Here is a 17,774-nt window from a genome sequence, read left to right as displayed (position 1 = left end):
GGAACACGTGTCATAACGACACCGAATTCCCCGCGATCTGGAGGCAGCAATGGCAAAGGACACTATCCGCAACATGGAAGAGTTTGCCGCCGTAAGTGGCATTTCTCGTCCTACGGTATCGAAATACTTCAACGACCCGGAGAGTGTTCGCCAATCGACCCGACAAAGGATTGAAGACGCGCTTGAGAAATACGACTACCGTCCGAATATCTACGCCATTAATCAGAACCGAAAACTGACTAAGAACCTTGGGATCGTTGTTCCTTACTTGGCGGATCCGTTCTTTGCAGAGCTCGCACGCAACATCGAACAGCGCTGTGTTGCGGCCGGGTTCCGACCGACGCTTTACAGTTCTTATGGGGATCCTGACCGCGAAAACGACATTCTGGACAGTTTGCGATCGCTTAAACCTGCTGGTGTTTTGCTGGCCCCGCTTGGACGCACCTCAAACCAAGCGGTGATCGAAAAATTCTGTAACGATGTGCCCACGATCCTCTTTGACAGCTTTATTCCGGATGTCGGCTTGGGCTTCGTTGGCTCCGACAACTCTCAGTTCGGGCCCCTGATTGTCGAATATCTGTGCCGTACCGGCGAACCTCCGAGCTTCCTAGAGATGAAGACCCCCGCCAACCCAAACGCCAACAAGCGTCGGCACGCCTATATAAATGCGATGGAGCAAAGCGGGCATGAACCTCAGGTCGTGCAGGTCGATGGAGAGGGCTGGCATTTCGAAGAGATCGGGCGGAGCGAGGGCGGCAAAGCGCTTGCAGCAGGTCTGTTCAAAAGTAACACGGTTCTGTGCAGCAACGACCGATTGGCCATCGGTTTTTTGACCGCCTGCTATGAGCAAAATGTTCGTGTGGGAAGGGATTCGGATTGCCAGATTCGCGTGGCCGGACAGGACGACCACCCTTTCTCTAGGTTCACATGCCCCCCGTTGACGACGATTGCGCAGGACTATGACGCGATATCCCGGTGCGCCGTTGAAACCCTTTTCAAAGCCATTGAAGGGTCTGAAAACAAACACGAAACAAGGCTGTTCGAAGGCAGGCTGGTCATGAGGGACTCCGCATAACTCACCCTTAAACTTTGCGCGCGTAAAATTTTAGTTGACTGCGCGTCACGTTACTCTCTACCTTGTTGCCATCACATCCAACAAAGGGAGGAACGGATGTTTGTTAAGAACGCACTCCGTGCGGCGACCGCGCTAACACTGGTGACCGCAGGCAGCGCCTCGGCAGAGTCACTGACAATCGCGATCGTCAACAACGGTCACATGATCAACATGCAGAAGGTCGCAGAGGCCTACACTGCGGAAACCGGCATCGACCTGAATTGGGTGTCCTTGGAAGAAGGGGTTCTGCGTGAGCAGGTCACTTCAGACACCGCAACCGGCGGTGGCCAGTACGACATTATCAACATCGGCATGCAGGAAGCTCCGATCTGGGGTGCTGCGGGTTGGATCGAACCCCTGAACTTCTCTGACGCATATGACGTCGAGGACCTTTTGCCAGCAATGCGTGCGGGTCTTAGCCATGAAGGAACGCTCTATGCTGCGCCTTTCTACGGCGAAAGCTCGATGGTTATGTACCGCAAGGATCTGGCTGATGCTGCAGGCGTAACCATTCGCGACAACGACAGCTGGTGGAACGTCAAAGAAGCGGCGGCTGCGATGCACGACCCGGACAACGGCGTTTACGGCGCCTGCCTGCGCGGCAAGCCCGGCTGGGGTGACAACGCAGCCTTTATCACCACCATTGCGAACTCGTTCGGTGCGCGCTGGTTTGATGAAGAAATGCGCCCCGACCTGGATTCGGTCGCATGGAACGCAGCGATTAACTTCTACGTTGACCTGCTTGGCAACTACGGTCCTCCGGGTTCGGAAGGCAACTCGTTTAACGAGATTCTGGCTCTGTACAACGAAGACAAGTGCGGCCTGTGGATCGATGCGACAATCGCTGCATCCTTCCTTGAAAACCCGAACGTCGCCTATGCTCAGTCGCCGAACGCCGGTAACCCGGTTGGCGCCAACTGGCTGTGGGCTTGGGCCTTTGCTATCCCGGCCGGTTCGCCGAACGCAGATGAAGCTCAGAAGTTCATCGAATGGGCAACATCGAAAGACTACGTGAAAGCCGTGGGCAACCACCCCGAATTTGGCTGGGGTTCGGTTCCGACCGGTCAGCGTGCTTCAACCTACGACATCCCCGAGTTCAAGGCTGTCGCGAAGTTTGCAGACGCTGAAATGGCGGCGATCGACTCTGCTGCACCGGGTGCAACCGACCTGAAACCCTATGTAGGCGTTCAGTTCGTAGCGATCCCTGAGTTCCCGCAGATCGGTGTGATCATGGGCCAGGAAATGGCTGCTGCCCTGACTGGCGCGAAGACAGTCGAAGAGGCGCTGGCCGCTTCGCAGGAAGCCGCAGACTCGATCATGCGCGAAGCCGGTTACTACGAGTAACTTGCCTTAAAGAAGGCCCGGGATCGCCGGGCCTTCTTGCCCCAACGTCGCATCTATTGAGCCCACACACCTGCGACGCTTAATGTCCGAATATCGGTTAACCCAAGCTTCAAAGGCAAAACATCGCTTTGCCGGGAGGATAGGATCATGTCTGACAGAAAGCTTCCCCGCCTTCTTCAAACACCCGCGGTTTTGCTGCTTTTAGTATGGATGCTGATCCCATTGGGGCTGACACTATACTTCTCGTTCATCCGCTACGTTCTGAACAACTTGCGTCGCCCCGAATGGACGACCCCGAGCATTAGCAATTGGCGCGGCTTTGGGAACTACGAATTCGTTCTGAACAACAAGGACTTCGTGCTCGCCATTCAGAACAGCCTTCTGATCGTTTGCAGCATCCTGTTCCTGACCGTCATTCTTGGCGTTGTTATCGCCATCCTGATCAACAAGACCTTCCCCGGACAGGGTATTGTAAGGGTCCTGCTGATCTCGCCCTTCTTCGTCATGCCTGCTGTGAACGCGGTACTGTGGATCAACATGATCCTTGACCCGGTTCTGGGCCTGCAAGGTATCGCCGTCGGCAGCATAAACGATCTGATCGGCTCGCTTCGAGAAGCCCCCGTGATTGGCGCCTTCTTCTCGTTGTGGCCAGAACTTGAACCAATCTCGTTCCGCGCCACGCAGACCTCAGCTTACGCTGTGATCATCATGGTGACATGGCAGTGGACACCCTTTGCGGTTCTGATCTTCATGACCTCTCTGCAATCTGAGGACCAGCAGCAGAAAGAGGCCGCCGTTCTGGACGGGGCCGGTGCCTGGTCACAGTTCCGCTTTCTGACGCTGCCGCATCTGGGCCGCCCGATTGCGATCGTCGTGATGATCCAGGCGATCTTCCACCTGTCGCTTTATGCGGAAATCGAAATCGTAAGCCGGGGCAACGGCAACAAGAACCTGCCCTACCTGATCGGTGAATTTGCCAACAACAACATCGGCGCAGCCAGCGCCACCGGCATCTTCGCAGTCATCCTAGCCAACATCGTCGCAATCTTCCTGCTGCGCATGATTGGCAAGACGTTGATGGAATAAGAGGAGAAAAGACCAATGGCTATTGTTGCAAAATCCTCGAAGTTCGGAAAATACGGCCGGCCGACGTTGGCCTGGATTGTCGGGCTGCTCTTCTTTTTCCCCATCTTCTGGATGGTTCTGACGAGCTTCAAAACCGACGCCGACGCAGTGAAACCAGAGCACCTGATCTGGTTCACCCCGACGCTCGAAAACTATCTGAATATGACTGAGAACTACGATTATTGGCGCTTCGCCAAAAACTCGGTCATCACTGCAGTCATGGCGACGCTGTTCACCCTGTTCGTGGGGATCCCAGCGGCCTATGCGATGGCCTTCAACCCAAGCCGTGCGACCAAGGACGTGCTGATGTGGATGTTGTCGACCAAGATGCTGCCAGCTGCGGCCGTGCTGTACCCGATGACCTTCCTGACCAAGAGTGTGGGCCTGTTCGACACCAAGTTCCTGATCGTCATGGTTCTAAGCCTGATCAACCTGCCGATCGTGATCTGGATGCTGTTCACCTACTTCAAAGAGATCCCCAAGGACATCATCGAAGCGGGCAAGATGGACGGTGTGAACACATGGGGCGAGATCAAGGAGATCCTGATCCCGCTGGCTTGGGGCGGCATCGCATCAACCGCACTCTTGTGCTTCATCTTCTGCTGGAACGAAGCCTACTGGACTGTTCGCCTGACCACTACGGACGCGGCGACCCTGTCCAAGCTAATCGAAGGCAACCGAGCGCCAGAGGGTCTCTTCTTCGGACGCCTGTCGGCAGTCTCGGCAGCAGCAGTCGGACCCATCGTTGTACTGGGGTGGTTCTGTCAGAAACAACTTGTCCAAGGCCTGACCTTCGGCGCTGTGAAATAGGGAAAGACAATGGGACGTATCGTACTGAAAAATGTGACCAAGAGCTTTGGGAACACACAGGTCATTCCGCCTCTGGATCTGACCATCGAAGACGGAGAGTTCACGGTGTTCGTTGGCCCCTCGGGCTGCGGTAAATCCACCCTCCTCCGCATGATCGCGGGGCTAGAGGACCTGACCTCTGGCTACATCGAAATCGATGGGGACGACGCCACCCAAGTGCCCCCGTCAGAACGTGGTCTGGCGATGGTGTTCCAGTCCTACGCGCTGTACCCGCATATGACGGTTCGCAAGAACATCGGCTTCCCGCTGCGCATGGCAAAGATGGATCAGTCCGAGATCGACAAGAAGGTCGAAACCGCGGCCAAGTCTTTGAACCTGATGGACTATCTGGACCGGAAACCGGCAGACCTGTCCGGGGGTCAGCGCCAGCGTGTTGCCATTGGTCGGGCCATTGTCCGCGAACCTGCCGCATTCCTGTTCGATGAACCTTTGTCGAACCTTGATGCCGCGCTGCGCGTGGGCATGCGTCTTGAGATTGGCGAACTGCATGAACGGTTGCAGACCACCATGATCTACGTGACCCACGACCAGGTCGAAGCGATGACCATGGCCAACAAGATCGTCGTTCTGCAAGCTGGCGTGATCGAGCAGGTGGGTTCGCCGCTAGAGCTGTATCACAAGCCGCGCAACAAGTTCGTCGCGGGCTTCATCGGTTCGCCGAAAATGAACCTGATCGAAGGGTCCGAAGCCGCAAAACACGGCGCGCAAACGATCGGTATCCGTCCAGAGCATATCGATGTCTCGACCACGGACGGGATGTGGGAAGGCAAAGTTGGTGTGGCCGAACATCTGGGCTCTGACACGTTCATCCACGTCCATGGCGTTGAGGGCTGCGACCCGATGACGGTGCGCGCGGCTGGTGACATGTCGGTCAAGAACGGCGAGACCGTTTTCCTGACCCCACAGTCGCAGAACATCCACAAGTTTGACGCTGAAGGCCTGCGGATCGAATGACGCGGCTAGCAGGAAAAACGGCCCTGATCACGGGTGCTGCACGCGGTATCGGACTGGCATTCGCCCGCGCCTATATCGCCGAAGGTGCCCGTGTTGCCATCGCCGATATCGATCTGAACGCGGCTGAAGTTGCCGCTGCGGATCTGGGAGAGCAAGCGATTGCTGTGCGCATGGATGTCTCTGACCAAGGCAGCATCGAACAAGCGGTCGCACAGACCGTCGCGAATTTTGGGCAGATCGACATCCTGATCAACAACGCGGCGATCTTCACTGCGGCCCCATTGGCCGAGATCACACGGGCCGATTACGACAAGGTCTTCTCGATCAACGTCGCAGGGGTACTGTTTACCATGCAGGCCGTCGCCAATCACATGATTGAACGTGGTAAGGGCGGCAAGATCATCAACATGGCCAGTCAAGCTGGGCGCCGTGGCGAAGCTTTGGTGTCTGTATATTGCGCGTCAAAAGCGGCGGTCATCAGCCTGACTCAATCCGCCGGGCTGAACTTGATCGAACACGGCATCAATGTGAACGCCATCGCACCCGGCGTGGTCGATGGCGAGCACTGGGAAGGTGTCGATGCTTTCTTCGCCAAATACGAAAACAAGCCCTTGGGGCAAAAGAAGAAAGAGGTCGGCGAGGCCGTCCCATATGGCCGCATGGGGACAGCCGAAGACCTGACGGGCATGGCCGTCTTTCTGGCCAGCAGTGACGCAAATTACATCGTCGCGCAGACATACAATGTCGACGGCGGCAACTGGATGAGCTGACAACAGCTTGCGACCAGAAATGAACTACGAAACCCGCCTTCGCGACAGGAAGGCCAAAAAAACCGGTGCAACATGGGGACCAAACTAAACAACGCTGCGTTGGATAACCTGCCAGAAGGCGTCAAAGGCTTGGCCTATGACCGCGCAGAACTGCGACCCGGCATCATCCACATCGGTCTTGGAAACTTCCACCGAGCGCATCAGGCGTGGTATCTGCACCGCTTGTTCCAACAGGGTCAGGATCTGGACTGGGCGATCATTGGCGCAGGCGTGCGCAGCTATGACGAGGTGCAGCGCCTGAAGATGGCCCCTCAGGACTATCTGACCACCTTGATCGAATTGGACCCCTCAGGCACCTCGGCCGAGATCGTGGGGTCCATGATCGATTACATTCCCGTCGTCGAAGGGCACGGCCCGTTGATCGAAAGAATGGCACAGCCCGATATTCGCATCGTCTCAATGACGGTCACTGAGGGCGGCTATTACCTGTCACCGTCAACCAAAGCGTTCGACCCGACCCATCCAGATATTCTGCAGGACGTCGCCACTCCGGAAACCCCTGCCACAGCCTTCGGGGCGATTTTGGCCGCGCTGCGCCTGCGTCGCGCTACCGGAACTGGCCCTTTTACCATCCAAAGCTGCGACAATCTTCCCGGTAACGGCGAGATCATGCGCAAAGTCGTGGTTTCACTCGCGCGCCTTACGGATCCAGAATTCGCGGACTGGGTCGCGGATAACTGCAGCTTTCCAAACTCAATGGTGGACTGCATCGTCCCTGCGACCGGAAATCGCGAACTGGCCTTGGTGCAAGAGTTTGGGCTGGACGATGCAGTGCCCGTTACGCACGAGAATTTCCGCCAATGGGTCCTTGAAGACGACTTCTGCGCAGGTCGGCCTGCCTGGGAAGATGTCGGCGCGACCTTCACCAACAATGTCCACGACTACGAAGCCATGAAGCTGCGTATCCTCAACGGTGGGCATCAGGTCATCGCGGACCCTGCCGAAATCCTTGGCATCGAAACCATCGCAGAGGCCATGCAGAACCCTCTGATCCGGGGCCTTTTCCGCAAAGTAACACTGGAAGAGATGGCGCCCTTTTTACGCGCGGTCCCCGGCATGACGCCGATCGAATATGTCGATCTGATCGAGGAACGTTTTGCAAATCCCAAGATCGTCGACACCGTCCGCCGCGTAGCATTTGATGGCTCATCTCGTCATACCGGTGCGCTGTTGCCCGTCATCCGAGAGGCCATCGACGCAGGGGCTTCGATCGAAGGCCTTGCTTTGGTGCAGGCGCTTTGGGCTCGCATGTGCGAAGGCACTCGGGAAGATGGATCAGAAATTGAGCCAAATGATCCGGTGTGGGACCATCTTCAAAGCACTGCTCTGCTAGCCAAGGATGATCCTCTGAAATGGCTCGAAATGCGAGAGATCTACGGAGATCTTGCGGACAACCAAACGTTTTCAGCCGCTTTCGAAAGACATTTGAACATGATTTGGGATCATGGCGTCGAAGCGGCGCTTGAACGCTATCTTAAAACTTAAACTCCAGTCCTTTTGTTTTTGTTTGGAATGCATGCGACGCTGTCCAGCAAACAATAGCTATGAAGCACTGGCAACGGCATAGCCTCGTTTGAAGACTCACCTCCAAATCCCCGAAGAATTATAGACACAGTTAGAAATTACCGACTTTAGTCCGTAGCCCTAAGTCCAACCGGAAGGGTATGTATGGCTGTATGTCTTTGATGAATACCAAATTTAAATGGTCCGACCTCTCTCTTACGACGCAGTTTGCCTCGGCAGGAGGTGTCGTGATGATTGTCGCGATGGTGCTTGTTGGTGGATGGGTGTCTTCGCGTATTGAGCAAGCGGTTGTTCAAAACACAGCCAACGACACCGCGATCTTCATGGAGAGTTTCGTTTCCCCCATCAGTCAGGATCTTTCCCAGAGTGATGTTCTGCCGATACAGGCCCAACGGGCTTTGGCAGAGGTTTTTGAAACTGTCCCCCTCAAGGGCCGCATTGTCTCTTACAAGTTGTGGAAACGGGGCGGGCTGGTGGCGCATGCCTCTGACCCGGACATTATCGGTAAGACCTTTCCCGTGACCGAAGACCTACGCAGCGCTTGGTTGGGCTCTGTTGCGGCAACGTTTGAAGATCTTGATCATATCGAAAGTGAATCTGAGGCGGCGCTTGGCGTGCCACTATTGGAAATCTACACCCCTATTCGCGAAGCATGGAGCGGCGAAGTGATCGCTGTGGCAGAGTTTTACGAGGCTGCTGAAGAGCTGTCCGCTGAAATGACCAATGCTCGGCGAAATAGCTGGCTGGTTGTCAGCGCCACGTTCTTAGGAAGTGGCCTGATGTTGTTCGGAATCGTAGCCGCTGGCGGGCGGACCATCCGCAGACAGAAGGCCATGCTGCTTGATCAACTTTTGGAAACTCAGGCGGTATCGGAACAGAACCTGCGCCTGCGCAACAGGGTTGTAGAAGCGTCCTCACGGTCGACGGCTCAAAGCGACCGTTTTCTGCGCCAGTTGGGCGCCGAATTGCATGATGGCCCCGCACAATACCTTTCGTTGGCAGCGTTGAGGCTGGATTCGGCATTGGGAGGCACAAAGGCTGCAGGCGAGGTCGATGATATCCGCCAATCCCTTGCAAACGCCCTGACAGAGATCCGCAGCATTTCACGCGGTCTGGCTATTCCGGACCTGGACCGACTTTCCCTGCGAAAATTGATTGATCGTGCGGTTCAGGACGGAGCGACGGCTTTTGCGTCGCCTCCCGTTTTGACCTTCGAAGGCGACGAAGCTCCTCAGATCGACTACAGCGCAAAACTTTGTCTCTTCCGTTTTCTTCAAGAAGCCTTGTCCAACGCTGCCCGGCATGCGCCTGGGGCCGGTGTCACGATTTGGGGACGCGCCTGTGAAAAAGCCGTTTGCCTGAAAGTCCGCGATGAAGGGCCGGGCTTCGATCCGGAAGAGGCGATGCAAATTCGCCCGGATGGCGGACAGGGTCTTTTGGGACTGGTCGACAGAGCTGAAAGCCTTGGTGGCCAGGTGGAAATCCAATCTAAACCGGGGGCAGGTTGCGAATTGATTTTGACCCTCCCCCTTCAAAGCAGGGACCTATGATGGTGACCCGAATTATACTTGCAGATGACCATCCAATCTTTCGCGACGGTGTCGCGCGTACCTTGGATGAGGCGGACGATTTCGAAGTTGTCGGAACCGGTGAAAGCGCGCAGGACGCAATTGATCTGGTCAAACGGTTGAACCCCGACATCGCATTGTTGGACCTGTCCATGCCGGGCAGTGGCATCAATGCAGCGCGGGCCATTGCCGCGTTGGACGCCCCCCCTGTCATTGCCATTTTGACGGTCTCGGAAGAGGCGGATGACGTTGCCGATGCCCTTGAGGCTGGTGCCAAAGGCTACATTCTGAAGGGCGTATCAGGCGACGAGCTTTGCGCACGCCTTCGTGGCCTTGCACGAGGTGACAGTTACATCCCCCCTGTTCTGGCCACACGTGTCTTGTCGGTTATGCGCCAGCAGATGGATAAGCCGTCCAAGCGCCCGATCGACGATCTGACCAAGCGCGAAGAAGACATTTTGCGGGGCGTTGCAAAGGGCCTTAGCAACAAGGAGATCGCGCTTGAACTGGACCTTCAGGAAAAGACGATCAAGCACTACATGACAGCCATCCTAAGCAAGCTGCATGCCCGCAACCGGGTCGAGGCCGCCCTGATCGCGTCTGACGCCTGGGGCATGCACAAACCATAAAAGAATGCCCCGGCATAACATGCCGGGGCATTCAGGTTTTAACCTCGTCTTGGTAGGAGGTTAGTTCAAGGCAGCGGTCAGGCGTGCAATGTCTTCTGCGGTAGCAAGTCTTTCGACCACAGTGCGATTGCGCGGATCCTTGAGTTCGTAGATCCCGTTCTCGATCTCTTCTTTCCAGCCATTGGCATATAGGATTTCGATGTTGTTGCCGAAGACCTCTGCTTTCAAGATATCCTCAGAGCTATCTCCGCCACCCGAACTGGACGGGACATTGTCGATCGAGATCGAGCCGACCTGACCGTTCAGGCGATCAAAGTCTGCCTGTGTCGCAGGGCGCTCTTCAACGGTGCGGTTGTTAGAGTCTTTCCGCTCGTAGATGCCGTTTTCGATTTCTTCCTTGGTGCCGTCGCTATAGCGGACCTCGATCGAGTTGGCCGTGGATTCAACTTTGGTAATGCCAACCTGACCGGACGAACCGCTGTCGTCGCTGGAAGAACTGGTCGACGTGCTGCCGGACGTCCCAGACCCAGAGCCCGACCTGTCATCGTCACGATCATCATCGTCGTCGCGGTCGTCGTCGTCATCACGATCATCGTCATCGTCATCAGAGCCCGATCCAGAACCCGAGTTATCGTCATCATCGTCGTCGTCAGATCCTGAATCAGAGTTGTCATCATCATCATCGTCGTCAGAACCTCCGTCGCCTTCGCTGCCGCTGCCGCTGGCAGCAAATGCGAAGCGTGGTTCAGCTTTCAGTGCGCCGTCTTCGAAGGAAAGCTTCAGGTCGAACGGAGAAAACCAGACGAATGCCAGTGTGGCGGCGGTGCCGAACAGTGAGAATGGATAGAGTTTGGACATGTGGGGGCTCCTTGAATTCGTTTATTGACCCCAACATGCCTGTCTTTCCATGTAACAGCATCGGACGAAGGTCTGAGAAGGCTTTGGACCGAAGCCCCAAAACTGCGCGAATTACTGCGACTTTTCTGACAAGATGCCAATCATGGAAAAATATTTCGACATCCGAATGCCGTTCTGGCGGTTTGCCCTCAACACTTCGGCCTTCAGTTGCCTCGGCCTGCTGCCGATTCTGTTGCTGTACATCGTGCTGACACCGGGGTTCGGCGCGATGTTGTTGGGCAGTGGGCAAGCCTTCAGCCGATTGCTGCGGCAAGTCCTGACGAACGGCTTGGTGGTCGTCTTCTGCGTCAACTACATGAGCTTTTTTCTGTATGCGCTAAGCGCTTCCAAACATGCAAAGGGGGCAGCTCTTTCGCGCGTTCTACTTATTGATCCGCCTGCAAGGGTGACCCTTTTCATCCTCTTGCACGCTGTGATCTACGTTCTTTCGGCCGACTGGTTTGGTTCGTTCGGGGGCGACCGTCTTCAGGCGTTGCGGGTGGTTGGCCCGACGCTGGCGCGGTCTGTGTTCTTTGAAAATATTTCGGGCGTTTATCTCTACGCGACATTGGTCAGCGCCTTGCCACTTTACACGTCGGTAATTGATCGCGGGCTTGAAACCTGTGACCGCTGCCCAGATTGGTTCCGGAATCTCAGGTCCAAGCTTCCGGGAAAGCTTGGACCGATCCTGCTTGCGCTCGCGCTATTTGGAGCCGTCACACTGACGATCACGGCAGCCTCTGCCTTGATCACGCGGCTCCAGTCCACTTGGGTTTAGGCACGTGTTCCTGCTGCTCACAGACAGCGAAAGAACAATGGCTCAGCCCTCTTCATAGCGACTGAAGACCTCTGTTGATCCATCCTTCCGGATCAGGATCACGTCATAGGCATCCCGTTCACTTTCGGGGCCCATACCCGGCGAGCCAACAACCATGCCCGGGACGCTCAACCCGACCGCATCGGGGCGCTCTGCCAGAAGGCGGCGGACATCTGCGGGTGGCACATGCCCTTCGATCACGTATCCATCGACAAGTCCGGTGTGACAGGAAGCCAGATCTTCACTGACCCCGTTTCTGAGTTTGTACTGGAACAAGGCTTCATTCGACGTGTTCTGAACCGACAGGTCAAACCCCTCGGATTGCATGATCTTGATCCATGATCCACAGCAGCCGCAGCTTGGATCCTTCAACACATGCAGTTGAGGTGCGTCCTGAGCTTTTGCAGGAAGGGCAGAGCTACAGAAAAGCGCAACAGCCCCTTTGAAAACACTGCGGCGAGTGAAGTTGTTTATTGGCACGGAGTTCTCCATTGCTAGTTCATACTCGGAGTGAGCGCTGTCGATTATTTGGCGATATATTTTATCAAAGCGATGATCGCCAAAACGACGAGTATCAAGATCAGCAGCGCACCAATGCCGCCCATTCCAAAACCATTTCCCATCATTGTTTGCATCCTTTTCGTTTGTTGACGCTGAAATCCCGAACGAGAGTTCGGATTGCACTTAGTTCTTTTGCCTTGTGTCGCGTACCTCCGCGCGACCAGCGACGGCTTCTCGCCGCACCTTGAGTTTGCGGTGGCGCGGGCAAGATAGCCCTGCGGCTGACAGGCACTTCAAAGTCCTCTTCGGACTCTGACCTATCCCCCGGAATGATCATCCAGCAGATAGGTCGCCATGGCTTTCCTGTCGTCTTCCGTCAGGAAGCTGGTGCCGTAGAGAACGACTTCTCCCATCGAACCACCAAACGCGTCTCCATCAGGCATCAGGCCGGTACGCAGGGCGTAGGCAAGGTTGTCGACTGTCCAACCTTCCTCTTGCAGGGTAACAAAGTCGATCGCGGGTGCCTTGCCGCCACCGGGCAAGGCATCGCTGCCCTTGAAGTGTTCGGTATCCGACTTGCGGGCCCCGGCTAGGTTCCGCCCCGTATGGCAGGCAGCGCAATGCGCAGCCCCCTCGACCAAAAGCCGCCCCCTGTTCCACACATCATCATTACCTTCGACCGGATCTGTCCGGGGTGGTTCAAGGAAAGCGGCCCGCCACAGTTTCAAACCCCATCGCTGATTGAAGGGGAAGGCCATGTCCTGTTCCTTCGACGGCTCGGCTACGGCGGGAACTGTTTTGAAAGCAGCCCAAAGGTCGGCAATTTCCTGATCCGTGAAGTTGGCATAGAAGGGGTAGGTAAACGCCGGGTAGTAAGAGTCACCTTCCGGCGAAACTCCCTCTCGCACCGCTTTGGCAAACTGCTCAATAGTCCAGTCCCCGATCCCGTGGTCCGGGTCGGTCGTCAGGTTCGGAGAGTAAAGCGTGCCGAACGGCGTATCCAGCTTCACACCACCTGACAGCGGCGCGCCACCTTCGGCAAAGTTCGTGTGGCAGGCGATACACCCACTGGCCCTTGCCAGATAGGCCCCACGGTTCACATCACCTTCAAGATCAAAAGATTGCAGCGAGGTGCCAATTGGCCAGGCCACCACTGCGGCGAAACCCGCCGACGCTGAAACAGCGGCGGCAAGGCCCAAACGGAATAGCTTTTTCATGGCTCGGGTTCATTCTGCCCGGAACCGGGTATGGCAGGCCGAACATGCCTGGCCAAGCATCGTGAAGACACCGTCAGCTGGCATCTGCGCGAGTGCGCTGGGTTCCATCATGGGAGCATTCCCCATCATGCCAGAGCCCATCATCCCGGAACCCATCATTCCAGACCCCATCATCCCGGTACCAGAACCCATCATGGAGCTTCCTCCCAACAGGTTCCCTTGGCCGGAACCCGCCATCATCAGCCCGTTTTCAGCAGCCAATGCCAACCCTTCGGACAGGGCTTCCAATTGCGCTGCAAGATTGGAGAAATCTTCCCACTGGCTCCAAATTTCTGATTTGGCCTCGGAGGGTTTGTCGGTGGACCCTTCCGGGAACAATTTGGTCATGGCCTCACCTGAATGAGCGGCGATCTTTTTGGCCTCTTCTCTGATCACATCGGCATCATAAGGCGTTTTCCCCTGCATCATCGGGGTCAGCACTTTCATGCTTTCCTTCATGACGCCCATTCCGTCCATCCGTTCTTTCACGACGCCAGTCGCACCACCATGTGCCAAAGCCGTGACTGCCAGCGAAGATACCACCGCAGCACCGGCGGCAAGTTTTGAAAGTTTCATTTTCTTGTCCTGTATGAAAAGTAGTTGCGCCCTTGAGCGGGCGGTGTGTCATTTTTCAGGACAAAAGGCGCGGAGGCGGAGGATCAAAAGCGCTGATATTTAGCAAACGGAAATGGTCAGTCGGTATAGCGTTCCGAATTGCAGTGAAAATCGGCAGAACCGATGGCAACGCCCCTGCAAAGACAGCGACGCCACCGCAGAAAGAGCCACCGTGACAATGTCCGGGATGCCCTTGCTCTACATGGTTTTCAACGATGGACCCAACCGAGACGGGCTCGTGGAAGGCACCGTCGCCCCCATGCGCGCTAGCTTGATCTGCGGACAGGGCTAAGGTGACGAAGAGAACCCCCATCGCCAATACTAATTGCCCAATCTTCAGTCCCTCGCAAACACGCACTGGTCAGTAGAATCCGTTTTCATTCTGGAGTTCGTCTTCCCGTCGACGATGCCTGTCATATAGCCACGGGTCAAGTCTTCGGCTGTTGGTGATTTTCAAAATGCCTATGTTTCTTTTGGCTGACAGTCTGTACAGGCAAAATATTTCGCCTCCACGTTGCTTCCAGCGTGGAAACGGAAACGCGAACAACCCCGCGCGAGGCAGGGCTAAGTGTTTGATATATTGTGCTAAAGCTGGTTGCGGGAGCCTGACTTCACCGAAATCTTGCATCCAACTTGAAGATCACAGTGTCGACAATCACCTTACAGAGCAATTCGATCATCGCGATGGGAACAAACACTTTTCAGGCCAGATTTCAGCCCAAAGCCGAATATGCTAGGTTGTGTGACGTTGTCTTGAGCAAAGAAGCCAATGAAACACTTATCAATCGAAAGGCATTTTCGGGGGCTCAAGCGAACCAACCCCACTTCTTTGATTTAAACTAACGAAACCACTAAAACAGGTAAAGCTGACTCATTGCTTCCCACAGCTCCTCGTTGGCGAAGAGCCAGAACAGAACACATCACTTTCTATGCGGCTAACCCAAAAACGAGCAACCAAGTTGTCGACTAAAAACAACTGAACCAATCCTCAGCTATTCCAATGAGGCAGTCAGAATACCTTCTCACTAAACAGGGCAATCACTCAATATTCGCACCAAAAAATCGCGACCAGTTGTGCACTAAAAATAACGGTGGACCAACTCAGGAAAGGCGGCAGAATCTTTTTTGCAAATCGATGGTTTCGATGCGGTAACTAAATTCTCTGCTTCGGCAGCAACTTTTTGTTCTCAAAAAATAGATGAAACACTTCCAGAAGAGTGCCAACACTGACCACGGGCTGTGTTAGCTGATCTCATCTAGCTTTTAGACTTGGGTAAAGGAGGGTAACTCAGGAGCCGAGAAAGGGCGAGGTCTCGATCATAGAATGTCGCATGCTCCATATAAAAACCAATCTCCTTGGCGCCGCGGTCCAGAGCCCGGCTCTGTGATGCAATCTTTTTTCTAACGCTTGGCTTTGTCACATTATGTACGACCATTCGTTTCCAATTGGTCATAGCTTCAAAACGGGCCCGCACCTCTTCTTGGTTTTTTAAATCTCTGCCCTCATAATAATCGTCTCTGTGGGACAAAATGAAAACCTCATCCTCGTGGCCCACTTTTTCAACAATGGTTCTGGAGGCGCGTTCAATGCTCACCTTCGGATTCGTTTCGAAAACACATCTGTCTTTTGTTATGTGCATCGTCGCGATCCATTCGCCTGCTTCCAAGCTGCCAGAGGGCGAAGGAACTTTGCAAAGCCATTCAAAAGCGTCCGATTTGTTTTTCGCCCGATGCACAGTGATCCGCTTACCCAGAGCAGCTAGCTTATTCTCGAAAAATTCATGCATCTCGCCATAGAGTGCTTCGCCATTCCTATCGGCTATTGAACATGCCGCCATAATATCGTCAGGCATATTTTGCATGGCTTCCAAAAACGGATCCTCGGCTCTTTCTCCGAGGAACAATGACGGGTCTGGGATTGAAAAAAAGATAAAAAGAGGGTTCTCGCCACGGCAACCACGGGTTCGCCGCCTTAACTCAATAAATTCCGCAAAATCAAGGGCACTACTAGTGACTAATTCTTGAACTTCCCGATTCTCATAAATGTGAATTTGAGTGGTAAACATTTGGTAGTTTCCAATTATCCCAAAATTGGAGTTCCTCGTTTAATCCACTCCAAAGTTTATGTTGGGGATTGCCCTTAGCTGCTAGGGTTACACTTTACAAAAATTATGTGAAGGCTAGCGGCTCACTGACATGGCTTTTGGCCTTCAAAATCCCTCGATACCCCATCCCCGACTTCTTTCTCCAACGGAGGATTAGATCGTTGTAGCGCCCAATAATCAGCCATCTCTTGCATACATTACTTACAAGAAACCATTTGATGGGGGAAGCTTCAAAGTTTGCGAATATGTCGAACTCTATAAATTAAAGCGTTCTATCTCGTCCGAATTACGCATCTTGGAGGTTGTTCCGAGGGGGCGACAACAGTGGCGGCCGCATCTTTAGTGCTTTCTAAATGGAGGTTGATGAACGCTCGAACAGCGTCTCCCGAATGCGGCTCAGACTATCGAAATCAAAAGATCAGCCTGTCTAAGAGTTCTGATGTTGTTTCAGCACTTTATCGACCACTTTGAACGAAACAGGTTTTTGAACAAAGGCAAAGGCATTTGGAAGAAGATCATAGTCCTCATAGTCATCAATATTGCCGCCGCCATGACCGGACATTACTATAAAATTCACGTCTCGGTTTATAGTATTATTGGTTTCGCTTATCAGTTCTTGCCCCGATTTATGGGGCATCTTCAAGTCGGTAATCACCAAATTAATGCTGTCATCCGACCGAAGAATAGACAACGCTTCGTCTGCACTCAGCACCACAATAGCATCATGGCCTAGCAATTGGACCGCTTCTCCTAATTCTTCCCCGATATACTTCTCATCGTCGACTATCAGTACTTTCATATGGCGTATCCTACCTGATTAACAGGAAGCCTTATTAACGTGCAGGCACCATTTTCTTCATTCCAAGTTTCGATAGACCCCTTCATATCATTTACAATCCCGTAGCTAACGGAAAGCCCAAGCCCCGTTCCCCGACCGATTTCTTTTGTCGTAAAGAACGGCTCAAAAATCCTTGCTAAGACTTTCTCTGGAATCCCTCCACCCGTGTCGGAAATCCTGATCTTCACCTCATCTCCTTCTATTTCTTGCTTAATACTGATCCGCTTAACATCCGAGTTTTTCTGTAGGATTGCATCCCTAGAGTTCGTTATGAGATTTAGGATTACTTGCTCCATCTGAATCGCGTGCCCAAGAGCATATACGTCGCTTTGCTCTGGGAGATCCAAGACCACCTCGATTCCCGACAAACGCAATTGCTCTCCCACCAGATCCAAAGCGTTCCTAATTGTTGATGCGATATCAATTTCCGTCGCACTCTCTAGGGTTTTACGTCCAAACATACGCATGTGGTCGATGATGGATGCAGCACGAGCAGTTTGTTCTTCGATACGCTCCAATTTATTTTCCAGATATGCTTCACTGGCGGCGTTGCTCTCCAAACGCATCCGGCAGTTTCCTGCGGCAAGCCGGATTACGTTTAGTGGCTGGTTTAATTCGTGTGCTACACTAGTGGCCATCTCGCCAAGCGTTGCTAGTTTTGACGAATGGATCACCTGAGCTTGCGACTTCTTGAGCTCGGTGATGTCCTGGCCCACGCCAACCACACCGACGATCGCGCCGGTCGCATCCCGTCGCGTGGTCGAGTTCAGAAGAACGTCCACCCGGT

General features: G+C 54.2%; 18 protein-coding genes. 10 read left to right on the top strand and 8 right to left on the bottom strand.

The genetic code is table 11. From position 1 onward, the window contains the following. The first annotated feature begins 49 nt into the window (after nucleotides 1–49). The 9 genes from CLM58_RS07040 (at nucleotide 50) to CLM58_RS07000 (ending at nucleotide 9,958) form a co-directional block, all read left to right on the top strand. Nucleotides 50–1,075 (top strand): LacI family DNA-binding transcriptional regulator, encoded by a 1,026-nt coding sequence (locus CLM58_RS07040; protein ID WP_095595245.1) that lies wholly within the window; start codon nucleotides 50–52, stop codon nucleotides 1,073–1,075. A gap of 96 nt (nucleotides 1,076–1,171) precedes the next feature. Next, the gene (locus CLM58_RS07035) at nucleotides 1,172–2,458 is read left to right on the top strand and encodes an ABC transporter substrate-binding protein (RefSeq protein ID WP_095595244.1); all 1,287 of its coding nucleotides are present in this window, start codon (nucleotides 1,172–1,174) and stop codon (nucleotides 2,456–2,458) included. A 147-nt stretch (nucleotides 2,459–2,605) separates the two neighbouring features. Next, nucleotides 2,606–3,544 (top strand): carbohydrate ABC transporter permease, encoded by a 939-nt coding sequence (locus tag CLM58_RS07030; RefSeq protein ID WP_095595243.1) that lies wholly within the window; start codon nucleotides 2,606–2,608, stop codon nucleotides 3,542–3,544. A 15-nt stretch (nucleotides 3,545–3,559) separates the two neighbouring features. After that, nucleotides 3,560–4,393 carry a carbohydrate ABC transporter permease gene (locus CLM58_RS07025; RefSeq protein ID WP_095595242.1) on the top strand — a complete coding sequence of 278 codons (834 nt, stop codon included), beginning with the start codon at nucleotides 3,560–3,562 and terminating at the stop codon, nucleotides 4,391–4,393. A gap of 9 nt (nucleotides 4,394–4,402) precedes the next feature. Continuing rightward, nucleotides 4,403–5,407: an ABC transporter ATP-binding protein gene (locus tag CLM58_RS07020; RefSeq protein WP_095595241.1), complete on the top strand. Its 1,005-nt coding sequence runs from the start codon at nucleotides 4,403–4,405 to the stop codon at nucleotides 5,405–5,407. Further along, complete coding sequence (locus tag CLM58_RS07015; protein ID WP_095595240.1) at nucleotides 5,404–6,177, top strand: L-iditol 2-dehydrogenase; 774 nt, start codon at nucleotides 5,404–5,406, stop codon at nucleotides 6,175–6,177. Before CLM58_RS07020 ends, CLM58_RS07015 begins: the two co-directional genes overlap by 4 nt. Nucleotides 6,178–6,249: 72 nt before the next feature. Next, nucleotides 6,250–7,722: a mannitol dehydrogenase family protein gene (locus tag CLM58_RS07010; protein ID WP_095595239.1), complete on the top strand. Its 1,473-nt coding sequence runs from the start codon at nucleotides 6,250–6,252 to the stop codon at nucleotides 7,720–7,722. Between the two features lie 200 nt (nucleotides 7,723–7,922). Beyond that, the gene (locus tag CLM58_RS07005) at nucleotides 7,923–9,311 is read left to right on the top strand and encodes a sensor histidine kinase (protein WP_158221867.1); all 1,389 of its coding nucleotides are present in this window, start codon (nucleotides 7,923–7,925) and stop codon (nucleotides 9,309–9,311) included. Next, nucleotides 9,311–9,958 carry a response regulator gene (locus CLM58_RS07000; protein WP_095595579.1) on the top strand — a complete coding sequence of 216 codons (648 nt, stop codon included), beginning with the start codon at nucleotides 9,311–9,313 and terminating at the stop codon, nucleotides 9,956–9,958. The genes CLM58_RS07005 and CLM58_RS07000 overlap by 1 nt, the downstream gene beginning before the upstream one ends. Before the next feature lie 60 nt (nucleotides 9,959–10,018). On the opposite strand, the gene CLM58_RS17340 is transcribed toward CLM58_RS07000, so the two are convergent. Beyond that, the gene (locus CLM58_RS17340; protein ID WP_229666234.1) at nucleotides 10,019–10,816 is read right to left on the bottom strand and encodes a hypothetical protein; all 798 of its coding nucleotides are present in this window, start codon (nucleotides 10,814–10,816) and stop codon (nucleotides 10,019–10,021) included. Nucleotides 10,817–10,958: 142 nt separating this feature from the next. On the opposite strand from CLM58_RS17340, the gene CLM58_RS06990 reads away from it, so the two are divergent. Next, the gene (locus CLM58_RS06990) at nucleotides 10,959–11,633 is read left to right on the top strand and encodes a hypothetical protein (protein WP_095595237.1); all 675 of its coding nucleotides are present in this window, start codon (nucleotides 10,959–10,961) and stop codon (nucleotides 11,631–11,633) included. A gap of 42 nt (nucleotides 11,634–11,675) precedes the next feature. On the opposite strand, the gene CLM58_RS06985 is transcribed toward CLM58_RS06990, so the two are convergent. The 7 genes from CLM58_RS06985 to CLM58_RS06960 form a co-directional block, all read right to left on the bottom strand. Then, complete coding sequence (locus CLM58_RS06985) at nucleotides 11,676–12,164, bottom strand: DUF411 domain-containing protein (protein ID WP_095595236.1); 489 nt, start codon at nucleotides 12,162–12,164, stop codon at nucleotides 11,676–11,678. Between the two features lie 326 nt (nucleotides 12,165–12,490). Next, nucleotides 12,491–13,390, bottom strand: a complete 900-nt coding sequence (locus CLM58_RS06980; RefSeq protein ID WP_095595235.1) for a c-type cytochrome — start codon at nucleotides 13,388–13,390, stop codon at nucleotides 12,491–12,493. 9 nt (nucleotides 13,391–13,399) lie between these two features. Continuing rightward, the gene (locus CLM58_RS06975; protein ID WP_095595234.1) at nucleotides 13,400–14,005 is read right to left on the bottom strand and encodes a c-type cytochrome; all 606 of its coding nucleotides are present in this window, start codon (nucleotides 14,003–14,005) and stop codon (nucleotides 13,400–13,402) included. Between the two features lie 55 nt (nucleotides 14,006–14,060). Continuing rightward, on the bottom strand, nucleotides 14,061–14,357 hold the full coding sequence (locus tag CLM58_RS17120) for a hypothetical protein (RefSeq protein ID WP_158221866.1): 297 nt from the start codon (nucleotides 14,355–14,357) through the stop codon (nucleotides 14,061–14,063). Nucleotides 14,358–15,300: 943 nt separating this feature from the next. Further along, a complete protein-coding gene (locus CLM58_RS06970; RefSeq protein WP_095595233.1) occupies nucleotides 15,301–16,110 on the bottom strand; it encodes a hypothetical protein in 810 nt (269 codons plus the stop codon). 466 nt (nucleotides 16,111–16,576) lie between these two features. Further along, nucleotides 16,577–16,948 carry a response regulator gene (locus tag CLM58_RS06965; RefSeq protein WP_095595232.1) on the bottom strand — a complete coding sequence of 124 codons (372 nt, stop codon included), beginning with the start codon at nucleotides 16,946–16,948 and terminating at the stop codon, nucleotides 16,577–16,579. Next, the coding region (locus CLM58_RS06960; RefSeq protein ID WP_198950957.1) for a sensor histidine kinase at nucleotides 16,945–17,774 on the bottom strand (830 nt) is incomplete at its 5' end. The genes CLM58_RS06965 and CLM58_RS06960, both read right to left, overlap by 4 nt.

The organism is Actibacterium pelagium (assembly GCF_002285415.1).
GTDB lineage: Bacteria > Pseudomonadota > Alphaproteobacteria > Rhodobacterales > Rhodobacteraceae > Actibacterium_B > Actibacterium_B pelagium.
The sequence above is the reverse complement of the archived record's forward strand: the minus strand, read 5'-3'. Positions and strand labels throughout refer to the sequence as shown.

What these genes read in the sequence shown, in the direction of transcription:
- CLM58_RS07030 (WP_095595243.1), top strand. Translation starts at nt 2,606, where the DNA reads ATGTCTGACAGAAAGCTTCCCCGCCTTCTTCAAACACCCGCGGTTTTG.
- CLM58_RS06990 (WP_095595237.1), top strand. Translation starts at nt 10,959, where the DNA reads ATGGAAAAATATTTCGACATCCGAATGCCGTTCTGGCGGTTTGCCCTC.
- CLM58_RS06980 (WP_095595235.1), bottom strand. Translation starts at nt 13,390, where the DNA reads ATGAAAAAGCTATTCCGTTTGGGCCTTGCCGCCGCTGTTTCAGCGTCG.
- CLM58_RS17340 (WP_229666234.1), bottom strand. Translation starts at nt 10,816, where the DNA reads ATGTCCAAACTCTATCCATTCTCACTGTTCGGCACCGCCGCCACACTG.
- CLM58_RS06965 (WP_095595232.1), bottom strand. Translation starts at nt 16,948, where the DNA reads ATGAAAGTACTGATAGTCGACGATGAGAAGTATATCGGGGAAGAATTA.
- CLM58_RS07000 (WP_095595579.1), top strand. Translation starts at nt 9,311, where the DNA reads ATGGTGACCCGAATTATACTTGCAGATGACCATCCAATCTTTCGCGAC.
- CLM58_RS07040 (WP_095595245.1), top strand. Translation starts at nt 50, where the DNA reads ATGGCAAAGGACACTATCCGCAACATGGAAGAGTTTGCCGCCGTAAGT.
- CLM58_RS07005 (WP_158221867.1), top strand. Translation starts at nt 7,923, where the DNA reads ATGAATACCAAATTTAAATGGTCCGACCTCTCTCTTACGACGCAGTTT.
- CLM58_RS06970 (WP_095595233.1), bottom strand. Translation starts at nt 16,110, where the DNA reads ATGTTTACCACTCAAATTCACATTTATGAGAATCGGGAAGTTCAAGAA.
- CLM58_RS17120 (WP_158221866.1), bottom strand. Translation starts at nt 14,357, where the DNA reads ATGGGGGTTCTCTTCGTCACCTTAGCCCTGTCCGCAGATCAAGCTAGC.
- CLM58_RS06985 (WP_095595236.1), bottom strand. Translation starts at nt 12,164, where the DNA reads ATGGAGAACTCCGTGCCAATAAACAACTTCACTCGCCGCAGTGTTTTC.
- CLM58_RS07010 (WP_095595239.1), top strand. Translation starts at nt 6,250, where the DNA reads ATGGGGACCAAACTAAACAACGCTGCGTTGGATAACCTGCCAGAAGGC.
- CLM58_RS07025 (WP_095595242.1), top strand. Translation starts at nt 3,560, where the DNA reads ATGGCTATTGTTGCAAAATCCTCGAAGTTCGGAAAATACGGCCGGCCG.
- CLM58_RS07035 (WP_095595244.1), top strand. Translation starts at nt 1,172, where the DNA reads ATGTTTGTTAAGAACGCACTCCGTGCGGCGACCGCGCTAACACTGGTG.
- CLM58_RS07015 (WP_095595240.1), top strand. Translation starts at nt 5,404, where the DNA reads ATGACGCGGCTAGCAGGAAAAACGGCCCTGATCACGGGTGCTGCACGC.
- CLM58_RS07020 (WP_095595241.1), top strand. Translation starts at nt 4,403, where the DNA reads ATGGGACGTATCGTACTGAAAAATGTGACCAAGAGCTTTGGGAACACA.
- CLM58_RS06975 (WP_095595234.1), bottom strand. Translation starts at nt 14,005, where the DNA reads ATGAAACTTTCAAAACTTGCCGCCGGTGCTGCGGTGGTATCTTCGCTG.